Origin of the sequence: Bathymodiolus japonicus methanotrophic gill symbiont (assembly GCF_019721995.1) — a bacterium.
In the GTDB taxonomy this organism is placed as follows: domain Bacteria; phylum Pseudomonadota; class Gammaproteobacteria; order Methylococcales; family Methylomonadaceae; genus Methyloprofundus.
Genome location: NZ_BLYC01000018.1, coordinates 40,503 through 59,355, shown reverse-complemented (window position 1 = coordinate 59,355; position 18,853 = coordinate 40,503). Strand labels below are relative to the sequence as shown.

Annotated in this window: 27 protein-coding genes and 4 pseudogenes; 14 read left to right on the top strand and 17 right to left on the bottom strand. The window is 43.2% G+C overall.

Going from position 1 to position 18,853, the window contains the following annotated elements; all coding sequences use genetic code 11:
* Positions 1-249: 249 nt before the first annotated feature.
* Positions 250-444 carry an IS66 family insertion sequence element accessory protein TnpB gene (tnpB, locus tag K6984_RS36395; RefSeq protein WP_420831694.1) on the bottom strand — a complete coding sequence of 65 codons (195 nt, stop codon included), beginning with the start codon at positions 442-444 and terminating at the stop codon, positions 250-252.
* Between the two features lie 1,040 nt (positions 445-1,484).
* On the opposite strand from tnpB, the gene K6984_RS19520 reads away from it, so the two are divergent.
* From K6984_RS19520 to K6984_RS19510, 3 genes and pseudogenes are all read left to right on the top strand, one after another.
* Entirely contained in the window at positions 1,485-1,844 is a 360-nt protein-coding gene (locus tag K6984_RS19520; protein WP_221897036.1) for a DUF6444 domain-containing protein, read from the top strand.
* A gap of 27 nt (positions 1,845-1,871) precedes the next feature.
* Complete coding sequence (locus K6984_RS36390) at positions 1,872-2,300, top strand: IS66 family transposase (RefSeq protein ID WP_420831693.1); 429 nt, start codon at positions 1,872-1,874, stop codon at positions 2,298-2,300.
* 197 nt (positions 2,301-2,497) lie between these two features.
* Positions 2,498-3,154, top strand: a pseudogene (locus tag K6984_RS19510) (IS66 family transposase); the annotation flags it as partial.
* A 14-nt stretch (positions 3,155-3,168) separates the two neighbouring features.
* On the opposite strand, the gene K6984_RS34220 reads toward K6984_RS19510, so the two are convergent.
* The 5 genes and pseudogenes from K6984_RS34220 to K6984_RS19500 all read right to left on the bottom strand — a co-directional run bounded on the left by K6984_RS34220 (position 3,169) and on the right by K6984_RS19500 (position 4,237).
* Complete coding sequence (locus K6984_RS34220; RefSeq protein WP_263458807.1) at positions 3,169-3,303, bottom strand: hypothetical protein; 135 nt, start codon at positions 3,301-3,303, stop codon at positions 3,169-3,171.
* A gap of 27 nt (positions 3,304-3,330) precedes the next feature.
* Positions 3,331-3,459 (bottom strand): hypothetical protein, encoded by a 129-nt coding sequence (locus K6984_RS34215; protein WP_263458596.1) that lies wholly within the window; start codon positions 3,457-3,459, stop codon positions 3,331-3,333.
* On the bottom strand, positions 3,408-3,626 hold the full coding sequence (locus tag K6984_RS19505) for a hypothetical protein (RefSeq protein ID WP_221897033.1): 219 nt from the start codon (positions 3,624-3,626) through the stop codon (positions 3,408-3,410). Before K6984_RS19505 ends, K6984_RS34215 begins: the two co-directional genes overlap by 52 nt.
* Before the next feature lie 96 nt (positions 3,627-3,722).
* Positions 3,723-3,884: pseudogene (gene tnpA, locus K6984_RS36385) on the bottom strand (IS66 family insertion sequence element accessory protein TnpA); the annotation flags it as partial.
* A 137-nt stretch (positions 3,885-4,021) separates the two neighbouring features.
* Positions 4,022-4,237, bottom strand: coding sequence for a hypothetical protein (locus K6984_RS19500; protein ID WP_147883717.1), 216 nt, complete (start codon positions 4,235-4,237; stop codon positions 4,022-4,024).
* On the opposite strand from K6984_RS19500, the gene K6984_RS19495 reads away from it, so the two are divergent.
* The 3 genes from K6984_RS19495 (at position 4,194) to K6984_RS19485 (ending at position 6,239) form a co-directional block, all read left to right on the top strand.
* Positions 4,194-4,349 carry a hypothetical protein gene (locus K6984_RS19495; RefSeq protein WP_221897032.1) on the top strand — a complete coding sequence of 52 codons (156 nt, stop codon included), beginning with the start codon at positions 4,194-4,196 and terminating at the stop codon, positions 4,347-4,349. The genes K6984_RS19500 and K6984_RS19495 overlap by 44 nt on opposite strands.
* 199 nt (positions 4,350-4,548) lie before the next feature.
* Complete coding sequence (msrB, locus tag K6984_RS19490) at positions 4,549-4,941, top strand: peptide-methionine (R)-S-oxide reductase MsrB (RefSeq protein WP_221897031.1); 393 nt, start codon at positions 4,549-4,551, stop codon at positions 4,939-4,941.
* Positions 4,938-6,239 carry a M18 family aminopeptidase gene (locus K6984_RS19485; RefSeq protein ID WP_221897030.1) on the top strand — a complete coding sequence of 434 codons (1,302 nt, stop codon included), beginning with the start codon at positions 4,938-4,940 and terminating at the stop codon, positions 6,237-6,239. Before msrB ends, K6984_RS19485 begins: the two co-directional genes overlap by 4 nt.
* On the opposite strand, the gene K6984_RS19480 is transcribed toward K6984_RS19485, so the two are convergent.
* On the bottom strand, positions 6,236-6,376 hold the full coding sequence (locus K6984_RS19480) for a hypothetical protein (protein ID WP_221895935.1): 141 nt from the start codon (positions 6,374-6,376) through the stop codon (positions 6,236-6,238). The genes K6984_RS19485 and K6984_RS19480 overlap by 4 nt on opposite strands.
* A gap of 12 nt (positions 6,377-6,388) precedes the next feature.
* On the opposite strand from K6984_RS19480, the gene K6984_RS19475 reads away from it, so the two are divergent.
* Positions 6,389-6,574, top strand: coding sequence for a hypothetical protein (locus K6984_RS19475; RefSeq protein WP_221897029.1), 186 nt, complete (start codon positions 6,389-6,391; stop codon positions 6,572-6,574).
* Positions 6,575-6,813: 239 nt separating this feature from the next.
* On the opposite strand, the gene K6984_RS34210 is transcribed toward K6984_RS19475, so the two are convergent.
* From K6984_RS34210 to K6984_RS19460, 4 genes are all read right to left on the bottom strand, one after another.
* Complete coding sequence (locus tag K6984_RS34210) at positions 6,814-6,942, bottom strand: hypothetical protein (protein ID WP_263458596.1); 129 nt, start codon at positions 6,940-6,942, stop codon at positions 6,814-6,816.
* Positions 6,891-7,244, bottom strand: a complete 354-nt coding sequence (locus K6984_RS19470) for a hypothetical protein (RefSeq protein WP_221897028.1) — start codon at positions 7,242-7,244, stop codon at positions 6,891-6,893. Before K6984_RS19470 ends, K6984_RS34210 begins: the two co-directional genes overlap by 52 nt.
* 12 nt (positions 7,245-7,256) lie before the next feature.
* Complete coding sequence (locus K6984_RS19465; protein WP_221897011.1) at positions 7,257-7,445, bottom strand: hypothetical protein; 189 nt, start codon at positions 7,443-7,445, stop codon at positions 7,257-7,259.
* 89 nt (positions 7,446-7,534) lie between these two features.
* Positions 7,535-7,909 (bottom strand): hypothetical protein, encoded by a 375-nt coding sequence (locus tag K6984_RS19460; RefSeq protein WP_221897027.1) that lies wholly within the window; start codon positions 7,907-7,909, stop codon positions 7,535-7,537.
* A gap of 208 nt (positions 7,910-8,117) precedes the next feature.
* Here K6984_RS19460 and K6984_RS19455 point away from each other — a divergent pair, with 208 nt between their 5' ends.
* A complete protein-coding gene (locus K6984_RS19455; protein ID WP_221897026.1) occupies positions 8,118-8,339 on the top strand; it encodes a hypothetical protein in 222 nt (73 codons plus the stop codon).
* A gap of 318 nt (positions 8,340-8,657) precedes the next feature.
* On the opposite strand, the pseudogene K6984_RS19450 reads toward K6984_RS19455, so the two are convergent.
* A pseudogene (locus K6984_RS19450) lies at positions 8,658-8,798 on the bottom strand (IS110 family transposase); the annotation flags it as partial.
* Positions 8,799-8,955: 157 nt separating this feature from the next.
* On the opposite strand from K6984_RS19450, the gene K6984_RS19445 reads away from it, so the two are divergent.
* Positions 8,956-9,099 (top strand): hypothetical protein, encoded by a 144-nt coding sequence (locus K6984_RS19445; RefSeq protein ID WP_221897025.1) that lies wholly within the window; start codon positions 8,956-8,958, stop codon positions 9,097-9,099.
* Positions 9,100-9,201: 102 nt separating this feature from the next.
* Here the strand turns inward: K6984_RS19445 and K6984_RS34205 are convergent, their stop codons facing one another.
* Together K6984_RS34205 and K6984_RS19440 are read right to left on the bottom strand one after the other, a co-directional pair.
* Positions 9,202-9,330 carry a hypothetical protein gene (locus tag K6984_RS34205; RefSeq protein ID WP_263458596.1) on the bottom strand — a complete coding sequence of 43 codons (129 nt, stop codon included), beginning with the start codon at positions 9,328-9,330 and terminating at the stop codon, positions 9,202-9,204.
* Positions 9,331-9,460: 130 nt separating this feature from the next.
* Positions 9,461-10,294, bottom strand: a complete 834-nt coding sequence (locus tag K6984_RS19440) for an IS110 family RNA-guided transposase (protein WP_230988187.1) — start codon at positions 10,292-10,294, stop codon at positions 9,461-9,463.
* 53 nt (positions 10,295-10,347) lie between these two features.
* Between K6984_RS19440 and K6984_RS19435 the strand changes: the two genes are divergently transcribed.
* From K6984_RS19435 to K6984_RS19425, 3 genes are all read left to right on the top strand, one after another.
* Positions 10,348-10,761: a c-type cytochrome gene (locus K6984_RS19435; RefSeq protein ID WP_230988197.1), complete on the top strand. Its 414-nt coding sequence runs from the start codon at positions 10,348-10,350 to the stop codon at positions 10,759-10,761.
* Between the two features lie 147 nt (positions 10,762-10,908).
* Positions 10,909-13,146: a fused MFS/spermidine synthase gene (locus K6984_RS19430; protein ID WP_221897050.1), complete on the top strand. Its 2,238-nt coding sequence runs from the start codon at positions 10,909-10,911 to the stop codon at positions 13,144-13,146.
* Between the two features lie 327 nt (positions 13,147-13,473).
* Positions 13,474-14,772: a transposase gene (locus K6984_RS19425; RefSeq protein WP_221894003.1), complete on the top strand. Its 1,299-nt coding sequence runs from the start codon at positions 13,474-13,476 to the stop codon at positions 14,770-14,772.
* Here the strand turns inward: K6984_RS19425 and K6984_RS19420 are convergent.
* Positions 14,751-16,271 carry a transposase gene (locus K6984_RS19420; RefSeq protein WP_221897023.1) on the bottom strand — a complete coding sequence of 507 codons (1,521 nt, stop codon included), beginning with the start codon at positions 16,269-16,271 and terminating at the stop codon, positions 14,751-14,753. The two genes, K6984_RS19425 and K6984_RS19420, sit on opposite strands and share 22 nt — an antisense overlap.
* 344 nt (positions 16,272-16,615) lie before the next feature.
* Between K6984_RS19420 and K6984_RS19415 the strand changes: the two genes are divergently transcribed.
* Entirely contained in the window at positions 16,616-16,828 is a 213-nt protein-coding gene (locus K6984_RS19415) for a DUF924 family protein (protein WP_230988186.1), read from the top strand.
* A gap of 281 nt (positions 16,829-17,109) precedes the next feature.
* Positions 17,110-17,349: pseudogene (locus K6984_RS19410) on the top strand (DUF924 family protein); the annotation flags it as partial.
* On the opposite strand, the gene K6984_RS19405 reads toward K6984_RS19410, so the two are convergent.
* Together K6984_RS19405 and K6984_RS19400 are read right to left on the bottom strand one after the other, a co-directional pair.
* Positions 17,314-17,532, bottom strand: a complete 219-nt coding sequence (locus K6984_RS19405) for a hypothetical protein (RefSeq protein WP_221897022.1) — start codon at positions 17,530-17,532, stop codon at positions 17,314-17,316. The pseudogene K6984_RS19410 and the gene K6984_RS19405 overlap by 36 nt on opposite strands.
* 108 nt (positions 17,533-17,640) lie before the next feature.
* Complete coding sequence (locus K6984_RS19400) at positions 17,641-18,606, bottom strand: DUF1835 domain-containing protein (RefSeq protein WP_221897021.1); 966 nt, start codon at positions 18,604-18,606, stop codon at positions 17,641-17,643.
* Positions 18,607-18,853 lie beyond the last annotated feature (247 nt).

Genomic DNA, 18,853 nt, shown 5'->3' with positions numbered 1-18,853 from the left:
AGTGATTTCATGGTGTTTATTATACCGAAAAACAGGGTTAAATAATCATTTAACTGGCTGTTTTATTAGATATTTTCAACGTAAAATAACGGCAACAAATCAATTATTTATTAAGCCAGAAATAGCGGTATGAGCTTGCGCTTGCCGATAGGATAACCAGTGTAATTCACGTAAGGTTAATGATAACGGATGTTCGTTTAACTCGGTTGGCCACTGAAACTTCCCCTTATCCAGGCGCCGATAATAAAGTCAGAACCCATTACACTCCCAATAGAGTATTTTCAGTTTATCGCGAGAGCGGTTACAAAAGACAAAAATACTTCCGGCAAAGGGATCATGGCCAAACTGTTCCGAAACAATCAGTGACAGACCATTGATAGATTTACGCATATCAGTAACGCCGGTCGCCAAAAACACTTGATTAACAACAAGTCCGTTTATCATGAGATAGACCTAACCAGTTTCAGAAGCGGCTTTAATGATGCAAGTTCTGTACTGGCACAAATTTCCAGACTGAAGCCATTAGAATGAGTCACTTTGATAACTGATGAATCAGCAGGTACGCCCGCTTAAAATCAGGGAAACGGAGCCTAAGCGGAGTGATGATTTGTAACTACTCAGCGTACGCTTAACCCATCTTCGTCACTTTCATCTTTCTAAGTCATTGATTCATCGGTTTAAGCGATTTTTTGTCGAAAAATTCTCTTTAAAATCAATGGTGTTTTTTTTGAAAGTTTTGTAGTGCCATTTATATTATTTTTGTCGATAAATTCATTGACTTTTGTCAAAAAAATCATCATTATTTGAGTGTAATTTACATGCGACAAAAATACTCTAAAAAATCCAACGTTTTATACAAAAACACAAAATCTGTAGTGCCAACTGGCTACTTTTTAAAATTTCAACCAATTGATTTATAACAACTACATCATCAATAGTGACGAAGATTGGTTAAAATCAGGGAAACGGAGCCTAAGCGGAGTGATGATTTTTAGTCTCTGGTAGGCGACAGGGCAATTCGCTGATCCGAAGTGCGCTAGTAGCGCGCGAGGGAGGCAAGAATTGCATTCCGAATAGCCGTCCAGCCATTTGAGGTAGACTTAACTAAGCAGGGTTTTGTGCGTAGTTGAGTAGTTGAGACGGACGCAGGGCGACCAGGGCATCTCCCATTCGCTGCGTAGGCGAATGAATGTTGGTGACAGGAGTCCCAGAATGTTGTGAGGTAGCATGGCGCGCCTGAATAATTAAAAAAGTTCTTGACAGGGTTTTAGTCTGGTTTTTGTGATTTTTAGTAAACTGCCCAACAGTCGATTAATCCACGCTTTATTGCTTCTATCGCTATAGTCATCACAAAATGTCCCCTTAAACATCTACGACCTCGAAGAACTTTTTTATTCGCCTTACAATCGCTTAAAACAAGGAAAATTCGGGATTTAAAACCCATGAGATAATAAGCCTGTCCTTAAAGCAATACAGGTTACCCTTTGAAAATAGACTTCATCGATGTTGATTCCGCAATCAGTCATGCCAAACAGTTACTTGAAACTGAGCGTGATATATCGCCTGCGCTAAAATCAGCACTGGAAGTGATTCTATTATTAGTCACGGTATTACTCAATCGAGTGACACTGAACAGCAAAAATAGCAGTAAACCACCTGCAAGTGATCCCAACCGTAAAAAAGGGAATCGAAAAAAATCAGATAAGCCTTCTGGCGGACAAAAATCGCATGTCGGCACGACACTTCAAAAAATAGATGACCCGGATGAAATCGAGATCATTACCATTGATCGCCGTACCTTGCCAAAAGGGCGATACACGGCAGATGGCTTTGAAACACGCTAGGTATTCGATATTGATATCTCAAGGGTAGTGACAGAATACCAGGCGCAACGGTTGATAAATGGAAAAGGTCAGTGTTTTATCGCTCCTTTTCCAGATGAGGTTACTAAGGCTGCGCAATATGGTAATGGGATAAAAGCCCATGTGGTTTATCTTTCGCAATATCAGTTATTGCCCTACAACCGAATACAGGAGTATTTCGCTGATCAATTAGGTATGCCGATTAGTGAAGGCTCTATCTATAATTTCAATGAACTGGCCTATGAGAAGTTGGCTGGGTTTGAAACTATCAGTAAAGAACACTTAGTCGAATCAGCGTGCATTCATGCGGATGAAACAGGCATTAATATTAATGGTAAGCGCCATTGGCTACATGGGGCCTCCAACGCTGTCAGCCCCGGACGGGCTGATAGTCTCCAGAAGGCGCAGGGAAATTTGCCAATCCGAAGTGCGCGATAGCGCGCGAGGGAGGCTAAAATTTTATCCCGAATAGCCGTAGAGCCATTTGTGGTAGCCATGACTGAGCTGCTTTGTGCTCAGTCTGTGGCGGACGCAGGGCGGCTGGAGCATCTCCTATTCGCTGCGTAGGTGAACGAATTACGGCGACAGGAGTCCCGGAATTTCGTGAGGTAGCATGGCGCGCCTGTGTTCAGTGGACACACTTCTTTCCACATGCCAAACGTGGCACAGAGGCAATGAATGACATTGGTATTTTACCCCATTTTCATGGGATTTTATGTCATGATCATTGGAAGCCCTACTATAAATATGATTGTACTCATTCGCTTTGTAATGCACATCATTTGAGGGAATTAACGCGCGCCTGGGAGCAGGATAAACAGGAGTGGGCGCTTGAAATGAAACGACTACTTGAAAAAATGAATGATGCCGTCAATGAAGCAGGTGGCATGCTACTACATAAAGAAGCAGAAAAATGGAAGGTACAATACAGAGAATTACTTGGCAAAGCGGAGATCGAATGCCCACCACCCGATAAGCCTAAAGAAGTAAAACGGGAGCGAATAAAACGCAGTAAAGCTAGAAACTTACTGGAAAGGCTGATTAATTATGAAGAGGATGTCTTGCGCTTCATGACAAATACCTGGGTGCCATTTACCAATAATGCCGCAGAAAATTCGATTCGGATGACCAAGGTTCAACAGAAAATATCCGGCTGCTTTCGTAGTACCAAGGGTGCAGAGATATTTTGTCATGTCAGAGGGTATTTATCAACGTGCCGTAAACAAGGTCTAAGTGCAACTCAGGCAATGACCTTGGTCTTTGAGGGAAAGTTACCTGAATTTGCTTTATAATTTCATTGAACTACTCAGCTTCGCTGACGCTGAAAATCAGGGAAACGGAGCCTAAGCGAAGTGATGATTTTTAGTCCGCGATAGCCGTAGGGCCGTTGTTTTGTCGGAGTCTGAGCGTTAGCGAAGGTGGAGACAAAATAAAAGGCCATCCGACACGGCGTCAAGTCATTTGGAGCCTATGTTCCGACCCCTTGTTGGGTCGGGACGAGGTGACGAGGACGAATCGGGGCCGCCGGAGGCATAAGTGGTCGCGTTAAGTTTTTGCTGCTTGCTTGGGCTGGGATGCCCAAAACAAGCTTTCGCAAAAATAGCGACTCCCCGAGTAGTTACGATGATTTTTAGTCCCTGGTAGGCGACAGGGCAATTCGCTGATCCGAAGTGCGCTAGTAGCGCGCGAGGGAGGCAAGAATTGCATTCCGAATAGCCGTCCAGCCATTTGAGACGGACGCAGGGCGACCAGGGCATCTCCCATTCGCTGCGTAGGCGAATGAATGTTGGTGACAGGAGTCCCAGAATGTTGTGAGGTAGCATGGCGCGCCTGTGATCCGTTCAACATGTCCTCTGCAACCAGTGTTACCGGAACCAATTGCTTGGCTTGTAACACTGGTGGAGCGAGCGAACTGAATTGCTTTTTGTAATAACTGAAGATATGCGGCTTGATATCATGGGCTTTGCAATACCCGACCTGAGTTAAACGACTGGCTTGCCATTGCGGTATATGATTTTGCATAGCCGCTTTATTTTGAGATGGACTCATAAATTCCTCCTGAGTTAATTGGAGGTATTAGTCTGCCATTTTTTATATTGGTTTAGAATATGTACTTTAATTGACGCTTACGTTGAAATGCTCAAATCTAAATCAGTCAGTCAATCGCTGAAAATCATGGAAACGGAGCTTAGCGAAGTGGTGATTTTTAGTCCCTGATAGGCGACAGGGCAATTCGCTGATTCGACGTGTGCTAGCAGCACGCGAGAGGAGCAAGAATTGCATTCCGAATAGCCGTCCAGCCAGTGAGGTAGTAATGACGAAGCGGCTTTTGTGCGTAGTCGTTGCGGACGCAGGGCGTTCAGGGCATCTCCCATCCGCTGCGTAGGTGAACGAATTATGGCGATAGGAGTCCCGGAATTTCGTGAGGTAGCATGGCGCGCCTGTGCTCTGTTTTTCTTTTCGCAACACAGTGATTATTTGGGCTAAAATAATGTAAAAAGGGTATCAATTAAAACCAGTCTGTAGGCCGGAATAGCGCAAGCGTTTTCCGGCAGGTTTTTAATATAGGCTTGTTGTGATAAATCAGACAATATCTTTGCAAGCAAGTGTGCGTGATTTTTCATGCATGCTCATGGTGGAATGCTCGATGTTATTCCATTCTACGAAATATTTAAAGAGAAGTAATATGACCGATAGCAAGCTGACAGATGCACAGTGGCGTGAGAAATTAACGCCAGAGCAATTTAATATTTGCCGTTGCAGTGCAACAGAGCCACCGTTTACCGGGAAATATGCTGACTGCAAAGAGGCGGGTATTTACCATTGTAGGTGCTGTGGTCAGGCATTATTTGATTCGCTAAGCAAATACGACTCAGGCACGGGCTGGCCTAGTTTCTGGGATGGGGTGTCCAGAGAGGCGATAACAGAAATTGTGGATACCAGTCATGGCATGCGCCGTGTGGAAGTTACTTGCAGTGCCTGCGATGCGCACTTAGGGCATGTGTTTGAGGATGGCCCTGAGCCAACAGGTCTGCGTTATTGCATTAATTCAGTCGCTTTAGCATTAAAACCAAAATGAGTCATTCAGTACAGGTACAGCAATTATTAGATTTTATTGATGCTAGCCCGAGCCCGTGGCATGCGGTAGCAACTATGGAGCGGGCGTTGCAGGCAGCTGCGTTTACACGCTTGTCTGAAATGCAGTCGTGGCAGTTAAAGCCAGCGGGGCGCTATTATATTATTCGCGATGACTCTTCTATTATTGCGTTTGTTGTGGGTCAAAAAGCATTGCCTGAAAGCGGTTATAAAATTATCGGTGCGCATACCGATTCGCCGGGGCTAAGGATTAAACCACATGCTTTGCATAAGGCTGATGAACTATTGCGCATCAGCGTGGAAGTTTATGGCGGACCTATTTTAGCGACCTTTACCGATCGAGATTTGAGCTTTGCTGGGCGGCTAAGTTATCGTACTGAAGAGGGTGCAATCAATACAAAATTAGTACATTTTAAGCCGTCCTTATTGCGCTTACCCAATCTCGCTATACATATGAATCGAACGGTAAATGAAGATGGCTTGAAGCTGAATAAGCAAACAGAGCTACCCTTGTTGTTTGCCATGAGCAGCAAACAGCAAATACCTGACCAGCTTTTTACCGAGCTGTTAGTTAAGCAGGCACAGATACCCGCCGAGCAGATTTTATCCTGGGAACTTAATATTTACGATACCCAGCAAGGGATATTTTGGGGCAGGGAGCAAGAGTTTTATGCTGATAGCCAGCTGGATAATTTAGCTTCCTGTCATGCGGGTTTAATGGCATTGCTGGACGATGCCGTGTTAGGTTCCAATAATACGGTAGTCTGTGCTTTTTTTGATCATGAAGAGGTGGGTAGCGAGAGCACAAAGGGCGCGGATGGCAGCTTTCTACCAGATATATTAGAGCGCATTGCCTTAGCAACAGATCTTACAGATGAAGATTATAAACGAGCGCTAGCGCATAGCTTTATGTTGAGTGTGGATATGGCACATGCTTACCAGTCGAATTTTCCAGCGGCTTATGAAGGCGAGCACAAAGTCTATGTTAATAAGGGGCCGGTTATTAAATTAAATGCCAATCAGTGCTATAGTTCTGAAAGTGTTTCTGAGGCGATGTTTATCGATTGGTGCCAAAAAGCAGGTGTGCCATATCAAAAATATGCGCATCGAACAGATATACCCTGTGGTAGTACTATAGGGCCTATGACCTCGGCAAAACTGGGTATACGTACTGTGGATGTGGGCAATGCCATGTGGGCAATGCATAGTATTCGTGAGAGTGCCGGGGTGCTGGATCATGCTTATATGATAGATGTTATGCGTTGTTTTTTTAGAGATTAGGCACCCGCTGTCAGCCCCGGACGGGCTGATAGTCTCCAGAAGGCGCAGGGAAATTTGCCAATCCGAAGTGCGCGATAGCGCGCGAGGGAGGCTAAAATTTTATCCCGAATAGCCGTAGAGCCATTTGTGGTAGCCATGACTGAGCTGCTTTGTGCTCAGTCTGTGGCGGACGCAGGGCGGCTGGAGCATCTCCTATTCGCTGCGTAGGTGAACGAATTACGGCGACAGGAGTCCCGGAATTTCGTGAGGTAGCATGGCGCGCCTGGCCTTATCTCCAGAGCCTCGCTATATTTTTTATCCGATGGATGAATCAATTCTGGCTGTTGTGTTTTTGAAATCTCTTCAAACACGCGCATTAAATTATAGCTCATTGCAGTCAGGCGCATTTGATTTTCAAGTGAGCGGGTATTGGAAGACCAAGCTTTCGCTGAAAATCAGGGAAACGGAGCCTAAGCGAAGTGATGATTTTTAGTCCGCGATAGCCGTAGGGCCGTTATTTTGTCGGAGTCTGAGCGTTAGCGAAGGTGGAGACAAAATAAAAGGCCATCCGACACGGCGTCAAGTCATTTGGAGCCTATGTTCCGACCCCTTGTTGGGTCGGGACGAGGTGACGAGGACGAATCGGGGCCGCCGGAGGCATAAGTGGTCGCGTTAAGTTTTTGCTGCTTGCTTGGGCTGGGATGCCCAAAACAAGCTTTCGCAAAAATAGCGACTCCCCGAAGTTTCCTTGAAATTACTTTTAGTGTTATTGAATGTCTTTTCAATCGTCCATCGTTTGAAATATAGCATGGCAATGGTTCCAGGGTTAATAGTCATTGGCAAGGTTGTCACAAACCGGTGAAGTTTTCCGGTTTCTGGATCACGGTAATCCACCACGTTAAATTTGATGCCCTTGTTTTCGTACACACTGTATGCTTCAACCCCTGTATTGATCTCATGGCGGGAGTCAAAAGGGATAGACTCAACCAGAGTCGCAATTGAATTTTCTTTTAGCATTGAAATCATGTAATTAGCATGTCATTTCTGCCGATCCCACCAGACAAAGTCGGTGACGGCTTTATCGTAGACATAGAGATGTTTCTGAGAGCTGTTATTTCCCTTGTTTTGCTTTTCAATATGATCTCGTAACACAGGTATTTCTTGATGTCTCTGAGTTCCGTTTGTCACCAGACAAAGAAATCTGAGCAACCCACTTCTGAGATTCAACGCGTAAATCCCCCCGGCCGCATAAACTTTCCCCTTGCTGTTTTTTTCAGTATGGCAGGCATGATCAATAAAATGCCCATCCGCTGCTTCTATGGTGTATTCGTCAAGTTCCGGGAATACTTTAAGATAATCAATGCCTTGCGATAGCAGTGTTCAGAGTGAAGATGATAGCTCTGCTGTTCAAATGCCTCAAGCATACTTGTTCGTCTATGCGACTTCAGTGATTTAAAATACGTTGAGTGGGGAAGCAGCTGGCCATAAATCTGTTCATTGGTTTGGAGGAAATGGCGACCACTATCGACTACACTGATACAGCGTAATAACCCAAGGCGAATAAAGTCGATATCCTTCAACTCTGGGCATGAACGAGCCCACAAAGGATGACGCTCTGCTAACAGGGCACGTTCCATACTTTCATTGCAGTGTTGGTGAATATGTTCAGAGAGTGGTAGGTCTTTAAGCATGGGTGATATCCGTTTATGAGGTGATTAAAACGGAAATTTTTAGAAAACTTTTTTCGGCAATTGCAAGCTTTATTTGAAATTATTTGTTGTTTTTTTACGGTGCCTACAGAGTATCTATTTGCTGTTATAAGTGATTAAAATCAAACGCTGAAAATCATGGAAACGGAGCTTAGCGAAGTTTCCATGATTTTCAGCGAGCGGGGGCAAAATGAAAATACAAAAACTCTACCAAATTATTTTTCTGGGCTTATGTTTTTCTGGTGTTGTTTATGCCGCACCTGATGTTGCAGCAGGTAAAGAAAAAGCAGGAATGTGCTTTGGCTGTCACGGTGCCGAGGGCAACAGCAACAATGCAAATTTCCCGATCCTGGCAGGTCAAAAACCATATATGGACTCCTCGTTTATTGCAAGCCAAGTTTTACATAATTGATGCTAATAACAGTGAACAAGATTGCAGCCATATATTCGGTCTCTAACAGAGGCTTTTTGCCTCAGGACTCCTGATGAATCTATTCGCATACTTTTTGACCCTACCAGCCTAACGGTCTCGCAATGGACTCTCTGGGTTGCAAGGGTTCTGTAAAAGTATCGGTCTGACCTGTTGTTGTCATCAATATTGGTTAACTTGCCTCCGCAATCTTGGTTACTCGGTTATCTCAGGGTTATCCACGCTTTGTCCACAGACGAAGAGCCCTCCTAGCTCGCAGTCGGTGGGCAAAGGGTGGGTAACCCTGCTTATGCACTCTAACTATGTCAGAGCTGCATCATATTCTTTATCCTGACTCGCCATCGCCCACAGTATTCGGGCATTTTTATTGGCCAGCGCAACGGCGGCTTTATTAAATCCACGCCGCTCAATGAGTGCTTGTAGCCATAGGCTTAACCCATCTTCGTTACTATTGATGATGTAGTTGTTATAAATCAATTGGTTGAAATTTTAAAAAGTAGCCAGTTGGCACTACAGATTTTGTGTTTTTGTATAAAACGTTGGATTTTTTAGAGTATTTTTGTCGCATGTAAATTACACTCAAATAATGATGATTTTTTTGACAAAAGTCAATGAATTTATCGACAAAAATAATATAAATGGCACTACAAAACTTTCAAAAAAAACACCATTGATTTTAAAGAGAATTTTTCGACCGCTGAAAATCAGGGAAACGGAGCCTAAGCGAAGTGATGATTTTTAGTCCGCGATAGCCGTAGGGCCGTTATTTTGTCGGAGTCTGAGCGTTAGCGAAGGTGGAGACAAAATAAAAGGCCATCCGACACGGCGTCAAGTCATTTGGAGCCTATGTTCCGACCCCTTGTTGGGTCGGGACGAGGTGACGAGGACGAATCGGGGCCGCCGGAGGCATAAGTGGTCGCGTTAAGTTTTTGCTGCTTGCTTGGGCTGGGATGCCCAAAACAAGCTTTCGCAAAAATAGCGACTCCCCAAAAAAAATCGCTTAAACCGATGAATCAATGGCTTAGAAAGATGAAAGTGACGAAGATGGGTTAATTTATCTTTTTTACCACTACAGTGCTTTAACACCGATCGTGCTCCATGAATTAACATCGTACGAATATAGCGGTTACCTCGCTACTAATTCCTAAATAAACCTGATTATCACCACTGCTATGTTGTCTCGGAACAATCCCTAAGCTGGCTGCATAATCTCGGCTACTCTGATAGCTTTTACCTGCCCCTATGTCTGAGGCAATGATGGTGGCTGTTATTGCCCCAATACCTGGCACATCAAGAAAACGCTGGCTTAACTGATTGCTATTACATAGCCGGCTAATACGTCTGTCCTGTTGTTTAATCTCTTCATCTAGTGCAACTAGTTTTTCATATTGCTCAGCAAACATTTCTCGACTTAAATCAGTCAAATCATTGTCGCTATCTTCTAAAATCAACGGTAATTCTACTCTTACTTTCTTTATACCTTTAGGAATAACAATGCCTCTTTCACTGAGTAGCCCTCGCACTTGATTAACCAGCGCAGTACGTTTGCCAACAAGGCCTTCACGTATTCTATGAACAAGTTGAATGTCTTGCTGTTCAATCGTTTTTATCGACACTGTGCGCTTATTTGGAAGGGTAACCGCATCAAATATAGCAGCGGCATCATTAAAGTCATTTTTGTTCCCCACCACAAAACCCTTTACATAACGGGCATTAAGCAAAATGACTTCATGCCCTTGTTTAGTTAACTCTCTTGCCCAGTGATGAGCTCCGCCACAGGCTTCTATTCCAATTAAGCTCACTGGATAATTTGCAAAAAATATTAAAAGCTCAGCTCGTTTTAGCTTTTTCTTAACAGGTTTTGATTTTTTTTCACCAAATGTATACATGTGAAAAATATTTTTTGCTATATCCAATCCAATTACGCTATTATTCATGTCGGGCTCCTCTTTGCTCCGTTATTACTCTTAGGTGCATTATGACACTGTTGGTGGGAGAGGAGTCCATATCATTAGCCTATATTGTCAATCAATTACGTGCGTTTCGTAAAGGGGTGCGCAAAAATGGCATGATGCAAAATATGGCGAAAAACTTGACGGATATAGAGATTAATAATCTGGCAGCTTATTTTTCTTCGGTAACAAATATCAGTGCCGGAGGTGATAAAGAACTTGCGACAAAAGGTGAGTCCAAAGCACCCATGTGTTTTGGCTGTCACGGTAATAAGGCAATAGGAATGGGTGTTACGCCAAGATTGGCAGGACAGCAGCCCGCCTATTTACAACGCCAGTTGCATGCATTTAAAGATGGTTCGCGTAAAAATGGCCCGATGAGTGGTATTGCTAAAATGTTATCAGAAGAAGATATAAAGGCGGTAACTGAATATATGGGTAGCTTAAAATAACTTAATTCTAGTTCCCATGCTCTGCGTTCTGAGGTGCAGAGCATCAACCACTGCATTCCCACGCGGAGCATGGGAACGATAATTGTAGGGCACGACTTTAGCCTGCCATCACCCACTGACACATGTATGTCAACGTCAATAACTATTATGTCCAAAACACCTCCAAGCTCCGATCGTAGCCTTTCTTTGATACTATTATTTGCCGGTACGCTGTTTCTCAGTGCAACGCTGATGTTTATCTTGCAGCCTTTATTTGGCAAGTTAATGTTGCCATTGCTCGGCGGATCGCCAGCGGTCTGGAATACCTGTATGGTGTTTTATCAGATGCTGCTGTTTTTTGGCTATTTATATGCACATCTTTTATCCACTCGTTTTACACATGCACGCCAGATTCAGGTGCATGCTGCCATTGTATTAATCAGCTTAATAGCACTGCCTGTGGCCTTGCCCGAGATCATGTCACCGCCTACCGATAGCAATCCTACTTTATGGCTGGTCTGGACGTTATTTATTGCGATAGGCTTACCCTTTTTTGTGCTGTCCACAACCTCCCCTTTAATTCAGAAATGGTTCTCGCATGTGGGGCACCATACTAGCCATGATCCTTATTATCTGTATGTCGCAAGTAATATCGGTAGCTTGTTAGCTTTATTAAGTTACCCCTTTATTATCGAGCCGAATATTGGCTTAAGCGCGCAGAAATTAATCTGGAGTGGCGGTTATCTTGTTCTGATACTATTTATAGCAGCCTGTGCCTGGTACTTTCTACGCAATTATCAGCATGAAGAAATTGCTGAGCAGCAAGATGCAGAAGTGGAAGCTCCTTCGGCATTAACTAAATTACACTGGTTAGTGCTAGCCTTTGTACCGTCTAGCTTATTACTAGGGCTGACTAATTTTGTTAGTACTGATATTGCTGCTGTACCGTTATTATGGATTATTCCACTAACTCTCTATTTACTTTCCTTTGTACTGGTTTTTTCGCGTTGGTCTGAGCCAATTCAACGAGTTTCGGTGTTTTTACAGCCTATTGTGTTGCTACCTTTTATCGCCTATTCATTTATTAATCCCGCGATATTACCCTACTGGCTAGATTTAACCCTGCATTTAACTGCCTTCTTTCTTGCGGTAATGGTGTGTCATGGTGAGTTAGCTAAAAGTCGTCCGCATACGGCTTATCTGACCCTGTTTTATTTGATTATGTCATTTGCAGGTATGCTGGGCGGTATGTTTAACACTTTTGTGGCGCCATTTATCTTTAATGGTATTTATGAATATCCATTGATGATCGTTGCCGCATTATTATTACGCCCAGCCGTGCAAATAAGAGATAGCGAACAATGGAAAATTATGGACATACAGGCCATATTCCCGATAGTAATATTTATCTTTGGCTTGCTCGTTTATTTTGGCGTCTCTGATTTAGGTGCGTACATGGATAATATCGGCACTGCATTGATATTATTTGCCGGCCTAAGCTACGCCTTTCGTAAGCAGGCAGTAAGTCTGGCTTTATTAACCGGGGTGATTATTTTCTTTATCGTAGGCTTACGTATCACCATGTCGAATACTATCTATAAAGAACGTACTTTTTTTGGTGTCTTATCCGTGCGCGACAGTGTATTAATAAACGAGCAGGGCAAACCAGAAAAGTACAAAGAGCTGTTTCATGGTACGACTAAACATGGTGCACAACGTCTAGCCAGCCATGTACAAGAACCTTTGACTTATTACAGCCGCCCTGGCCCAATGGGGCGGTTGTTTAAAGCCTATGATAAGGTCGATCAGCAATGGCAAATAGGCGTAGTTGGCCTAGGGGCAGGGGCTTTAGCCTGTTATGCCAAGCCTCAGCAAAGCTGGACGTTTTACGAGATTGATCCGGTGGTTGTGGATATTGCTAAAAATCCTAAATACTTTAGTTATCTGCAACGCTGTACGCCTAAAGCAGCAATGGTCATAGGCGATGCAAGATTATCATTAATAGCAGAGCCTGCTGAAAAATTTGATTTATTAGTTATCGATGCATTTAGTTCTGATTCGGTGCCAACCCATTTATTAACACAGGAAGCCTTGCAATTATATTTCAATAAATTATCAGACAACGGCATACTATCATTCCATATTACCAACCGGCATCTGGAATTAAAAAAAGTGCTAGCTGATCATGCAAAGCAATTACATTATGCAGCCTTAATACAGGAGTTTAAGCCGCAACAGGAAATCCCGTTAGTGGTAGCAACAGACTGGTTTGTGTTTGCGAAAAATGAGCAGGTTCTGGCGCCGCTATATCAAAATGGATTAGGCCGATGGCACAAGCCCGGTTTATATTTTGATATTAAGCCCTGGACAGATGACTTTACAAATATCATGGGGATCTGGAAGTAGCGGGGGCGTTAGTCGAAGTGGCTAAGCAGAAGAAAAATAACAAGACAAGCTAGTTGTTTACGTTATTGCGTGCACGCTCATTCGCTGAAAATCACATCAGTGTTCCCATTGAAAGAAGAAGTACCTAAACAAAGCAGCCTATAACCTACCTGAAGGTAGCACCACTCGAATATTTCCATATTTTTGATTTTAATCACTTATAACAGCAAATAGACACTCTGTAGGCACCGTAAAAAAACAACAAATAATTTCAAATAAAGCTTGCAATTGCCGAAAAAATTTTTCTAAAAATTTCCGTTTTAATCACCTCATAAACGGATATCACCCATGCTTAAAGACCTACCACTCTCTGAACATATTCACCAACACTGCAATGAAAGTATGGAACGTGCCCTGTTAGCAGAGCGTCATCCTTTGTGGGCTCGTTCATGCCCAGAGTTGAAGGATATCGACTTTATTCGCCTTGGGTTATTACGCTGTATCAGTGTAGTCGATAGTGGTCGCCATTTCCTCCAAACCAATGAACAGATTTATGGCCAGCTGCTTCCCCACTCAACGTATTTTAAATCACTGAAGTCGCATAGACGAACAAGTATGCTTGAGGCATTTGAACAGCAGAGCTACCATCTTCACTCTGAAACACTGCTATCGCAAGGCATTGATTATCTTAAAGCATTCCCAGAACTTGACGAATACACCATAGAAGCAGCGGATGGACATTTTATTGATCATGCCTGCCATACTGAAAAAAACAGCAAGGGGAAAGTTTATGCGGCCGGGGGGATTTACGCGTTGAATCTCAGAAGTGGGTTGCTCAGATTTCTTTGTCTGGTGACAAACGGAACTCAGAGGCATCAAGAAATACCTGTGTTACGAGATCATATTGAAAAGCAAAACAAGGGAAATAACAGCTCTCAGAAACATCTCTATGTCTACGATAAAGCCGTCACCGACTTTGTCTGGTGGGATCGGCAGAAACGACATGCTAATTACATGATTTCAATGCTAAAAGAAAATTCAATTGCGACTCTGGTTGAGTCTATCCCTTTTGACTCCCGCCATGAGATCAATACAGGGGTTGAAGCATACAGTGTGTACGAAAACAAGGGCATCAAATTTAACGTGGTGGATTACCGTGATCCAGAAACCGGAAAACTTCACCGGTTTGTGACAACCTTGCCAATGACTATTAACCCTGGAACCATTGCCATGCTGTATTTCAAGCGATGGACGATTGAAAAGACATTCAATAACACTAAAAGTAATTTCAAGGAAACTAAAGCTTGGTCTTCCAATACCCGCTCACTTGAAAATCAAATGCGCCTGACTGCAATGAGCTATAATTTAATGCGCGTATTTGAAGAGATTTCAAAAACACAACAGCCAGAATTGATTCATCCATCGGATAAAAAATATAGCGAGGCTCTGGAGATAAGGCAGCAACAGGCTCAAAAACGAGATCGTTTTGTGAATCCATTATTTTTCCAGGCAAGAATATCTCGTATCAGCTCGTATACCATTCGGGCAGTTCAAAACGCAATAATAACAGGAATGTCTTTACAGTGCTTTATGAGCTCTCTTGTGGCGAGGTTAGTTTCACGGCCTCAATTGATAGGGGAACACTGATGGAAAATCATGGAAACGGAGCTTAGCGAAGTGGTGATTTTTAGTCCCTGAAAGGCGACAGGGCAATTCACTGATTCGACGTGTGCTAGCAGCACGCGAGAGGAGCAAGAATTGCATTCCGAATAGCCGTCCAGCCAGTGAGGTAGTAATGACGAAGCGGCTTTTGTGCGTAGTCGTTGCGGACGCAGGGCGTTCAGGGCATCTCCCATCCGCTGCGTAGGTGAACGAATTATGGCGACAGGAGTCCCGGAATTTCGTGAGGTAGCATGGCGCGCCTGTTGAGACTTGCGCTGTAAGCTTCCTAGGGTATACGCAGGTAGTTTGCTTTCAATGCGGGCTATTTGCTCTGGGTGAAGGAGAAGGCAATGGTCAAACAAAAGACTCAGAATCAGGCCACGGCTTGATCCCTCTTCATCTAATTGTTTGGCCTCACGCCCCCATCCTTCATAAAGCTTCCAGTCCTCAAAGAAAACCTCAATCAGCCATCTCAACGTATAGGCTTGAATAATATCTTGTGTGCGCCAAGTCAGGTCTGTCGCCACTAAATAGCGATAGTCGTTTTCACCGTCATATTTTAAGGCAATGACAAAGCGCTTTTTACTGTGAGAACTCACCTTTAATCGTGCACTGCTGACAGTCACTTTAATCTCTTTTCCGCCACGTACACGTATTATCTGATCAATGCCTTTGTTAATCGAATTAAAGTAGCTCTCGACTGACCTTATTCTACCTCTATATTCAATATTTTGGTTTTTACGTAATTGGCTAATCACCTGCGAGCCTCCAGATTCTTTAGCGGCTTCGTCCATAAAGGCTTTTTCACCATACAGCGCATCAGCCAGTACGCCTTTAATTTTAATCAGGCTATGCGCAACTTTAAACTCTTTTAATAAGCCTAATGCAATCTCTGTTTTGGTCGGGTAGGCACTGTCACGTTCAGGCTTAATAGGCCGATCTTTTTTTGCTATACCGCTCTTTTTCAACCGTTTATCTTCTTTATCCCACTGCTTTAAGGCTGGATCCGGCATATAAAAGAAAAAACCGACAGGCACTGTAATGGATGAGGTAACTAGCAGCAATAATACTATCGTTTGTCCATTAACATACCCGCCGGAGCCTTTGTGTTTCTGCTTGTAAACCTTATAAATACGTTTTGTAGACTTAGATCGTGCTCGGTCTGATTCATCAAAGGCCAACACACCTTCAGTAATGCCATAACGTTTTAAAATTAAGACCACACTCACCCGTAGCAAACAGTCCCAGGGTATACTTGCTTTACGAAACACCCAGGATAATGCGGCTACTTTGCAATCTCCAAGGCTTGCTCGCTCAAACTTAGCCCAGCAAACAGAGTTCATTAGCAGTATGCACGTTAAACAAGTGCCCAACCAAGCGGCTTGAATCCGTGTCAAAGCGGCTCCGGGTTTTAGCTGATTGAGCGCATCATTTAAATCGTCAATATAGCTTTGGATAAAGGTGGCTGGGGCATTCATTAACATGGGCTTACACCGATAAAATTACAACAACCTCAGAATACCTGATTTTACCTTCTCAATATCAAAAACTTGAACATCGAGTATTAATAATTTGCCCCTATGCAGGGAATTATCAATCTTTAAGAGTTATACAAACTGAAGTTTCCCAATTATTGAGTAGCTGAAATACACAATGCTGGTGTATCGAGGTTTATTTTAGGTGGTTTTGCCATGTTTATAGCAAACCCCTACTTAATTCCCCTTAGGCAATAGCATTTGAAACGAATGAAAAGACTATTTTTTTCATATAGTTGTAGCATAGTTTCAATTTTACCATAAATAATTATTGGGAAACTTCAGTTATACAAATGTATCAAACAATTTTAAAATTCTGGTTCGAGGAGCTGGAACCCTCGCAGTGGTGGAGAAAAGATGATCAGTTAGATCATCTGATCAAGACAAGGTTTTCAGAGATTCACCAGCAAGCAGGTCGTTGTGAGTTATTTGAGTGGCGGTCAACAGCGCCGGGTAGACTGGCTGAAATTATTATTCTGGATCAGTTCTCAAGAAATATGTATTGAGGTTCCGCGCTATGTTTCACCAATGATGCATTGGCTTTGGTGCTAGCTCGAGAGGTGGTTTTAATGGGGGCAGATAAAGAGCTGAAGTTTCCCAATAATTATTTATGGTAAAATTGAAACTATGCTACAACTATATGAAAAAAATAGTCTTTTCATTCGTTTCAAATGCTATTGCCTAAGGGGAATTAAGTAGGGGTTTGCTATAAACATGGCAAAACCACCTAAAATAAACCTCGATACACCAGCATTGTGTATTTCAGCTACTCAATAATTGGGAAACTTCAGATAAAGAGTTAACGCCACTTCAGCGTAGCGTGCTTTATTTGCCGTTTATGCATAGCGAATCTTTAGTAATACATGAGGTTGCTATGCAGCTATATCAAAAAAATGGTATTCAATCTAATCTTGATTTTGAGGTAAAGCATCAACAAATTATCGAGAAATTCGGTCGATACCCACATCGAAATAAGATTCTTGGCAGGCAGTCAACTACCGCTGAAAATCATGGAACCGGAGCTTAGCGAAGTGGTTATTTTTAGTCCCGGATAGGCGACAGGGCAATTCGCTGATTCGACGTGTGCTAGCAGCACGCGAGAGGAGCAAGAATTGCATTCCGAATAGCCGTCCAGCCAGTGAGGTAGTAATGACGAAGCGGCTTTTGTGCGTAGTCGTTGCGGACGCAGGGCGTTCAGGGCATCTCCCATCCGCTGCGTAGGTGAACGAATTATGGCGACAGGAGTCCCGGAATTTCGTGAGGTAGCATGGCGCGCCTGAGAAGAAGTAGAATTCTTACAACAGCCTGGGTCTATATTTTAACTGGATTTTATAAGTTTAGAAGTAGCAGAATTCCACAGCCATAGATTATCTGCAGTTAAGTGTACGCCGCCAAGCCAATGATCTGGCGCGGAGATTTCTAACCAGTTTTTCTTGCCTGCCAATACGTCTTTACCAGTAGCAGTAATACTCAGGCTTTGCGCTGCTGCAGAGGGGATGCTAAGGGTACTGCCGCCTGACTGTGTGATTAAGGGAGGGCTCAATTGTAAAAATTCATTTAGAATTAGCCAGAAACTCGCATCACCCAAAAATTTGCGCTGTTCAGTTTCCTGGTAAAGCTGGAATACCTCTTCAGGTCGTTTATCTGCCAGGGATATTATTTCTAGCGCTTTTTGTGCGGTGCGGGATAAACCACTAAAAGTGTCGGGAAATTCTTCTAATAATCGAGTGATAGCACCTTGTAAAAAAGGCAGTGTGGAAGTATCGCTCTTTAATAGTGCAGCCCATTTCTCAGGCGTGTTTGCACGAAAGGCCGCCCATGCCCGACTTGCGAGTTGTAGCTGTGCTTTAGTAATCGCTTGTTCAAACTGCTGTAATGCGAGCAGTTCATCTGGCGTTTGCATGCCTAAATATTGATCAGTACAAATAATGGATAGTTCTGTATTGGTAGCAGGATTTTCGTTTAGCCAGTCTAATATCTGCAATATTTGTAGCTGATCATAGAGGTCATGCTCAAACCATAATATGACTTTATCATAGCGATTGAATGCTTTTAGCTGGCTATCTCGGTCGATAAAATCCTGATGTATTTCTGTAAATTTACCCCAGCCACAATCAGCAAGAAACTGGGCGCGAATTCTGGAAAGCTCCGTTAATATGAGTTTGGCTGGTACTGGGCCATTATGTAATACATCCTGCCAGGGAAGAAACACACCAGCGATACCTGCTTGCTGCATGACTTTGACAGCACAGTCTCCATTTGTAATATTTAAGATATTTTCCATCTATGCTGATTAATTTACTAATGCCTGAATATCGTTAAATGGGCGAATCCAGGCTTCAAGTGCTTTGAATTGCCTACTGCCGTTTTCTGCTCTTTGTCGCGTAGAGTAATAGCCATAAATAACTGTATAACTCAAGCAGCCTATAACCTACCTGAAGGTAGCACCACTCGAATATTTCCATCTTTTTGATTTTAATCACTTATAACAGCAAATAGACACTCTGTAGGCACCGTAAAAAAACAACAAA

Excerpts from the sequence above, each read along its gene's own strand:
- tnpB (WP_420831694.1), bottom strand. The coding sequence starts at position 444 with ATGATAAACGGACTTGTTGTTAATCAAGTGTTTTTGGCGACCGGCGTT.
- K6984_RS34220 (WP_263458807.1), bottom strand. The coding sequence starts at position 3,303 with ATGGCCTTTTATTTTGTCTCCACCTTCGCTAACGCTCAGACTCCGACA.
- K6984_RS19505 (WP_221897033.1), bottom strand. The coding sequence starts at position 3,626 with ATGGGAGATGCCCTGGTCGCCCTGCGTCCGTCTCAAATGGCTGGACGG.
- K6984_RS19500 (WP_147883717.1), bottom strand. The coding sequence starts at position 4,237 with ATGGGAGATGCCCTGAACGCCCTGCGTCCGCAACGACTACGCACAAAA.
- msrB (WP_221897031.1), top strand. The coding sequence starts at position 4,549 with ATGACCGATAGCAAGCTGACAGATGCACAGTGGCGTGAGAAATTAACG.
- K6984_RS19485 (WP_221897030.1), top strand. The coding sequence starts at position 4,938 with ATGAGTCATTCAGTACAGGTACAGCAATTATTAGATTTTATTGATGCT.
- K6984_RS19480 (WP_221895935.1), bottom strand. The coding sequence starts at position 6,376 with ATGGCTACCACAAATGGCTCTACGGCTATTCGGGATAAAATTTTAGCC.
- K6984_RS19470 (WP_221897028.1), bottom strand. The coding sequence starts at position 7,244 with ATGATTTCAATGCTAAAAGAAAATTCAATTGCGACTCTGGTTGAGTCT.
- K6984_RS19460 (WP_221897027.1), bottom strand. The coding sequence starts at position 7,909 with ATGCTTAAAGACCTACCACTCTCTGAACATATTCACCAACACTGCAAT.
- K6984_RS19455 (WP_221897026.1), top strand. The coding sequence starts at position 8,118 with ATGAAAATACAAAAACTCTACCAAATTATTTTTCTGGGCTTATGTTTT.
- K6984_RS19440 (WP_230988187.1), bottom strand. The coding sequence starts at position 10,294 with ATGAATAATAGCGTAATTGGATTGGATATAGCAAAAAATATTTTTCAC.
- K6984_RS19430 (WP_221897050.1), top strand. The coding sequence starts at position 10,909 with ATGTCCAAAACACCTCCAAGCTCCGATCGTAGCCTTTCTTTGATACTA.
- K6984_RS19425 (WP_221894003.1), top strand. The coding sequence starts at position 13,474 with ATGCTTAAAGACCTACCACTCTCTGAACATATTCACCAACACTGCAAT.
- K6984_RS19420 (WP_221897023.1), bottom strand. The coding sequence starts at position 16,271 with ATGTTAATGAATGCCCCAGCCACCTTTATCCAAAGCTATATTGACGAT.
- K6984_RS19415 (WP_230988186.1), top strand. The coding sequence starts at position 16,616 with ATGTATCAAACAATTTTAAAATTCTGGTTCGAGGAGCTGGAACCCTCG.
- K6984_RS19405 (WP_221897022.1), bottom strand. The coding sequence starts at position 17,532 with ATGGGAGATGCCCTGAACGCCCTGCGTCCGCAACGACTACGCACAAAA.
- K6984_RS19400 (WP_221897021.1), bottom strand. The coding sequence starts at position 18,606 with ATGGAAAATATCTTAAATATTACAAATGGAGACTGTGCTGTCAAAGTC.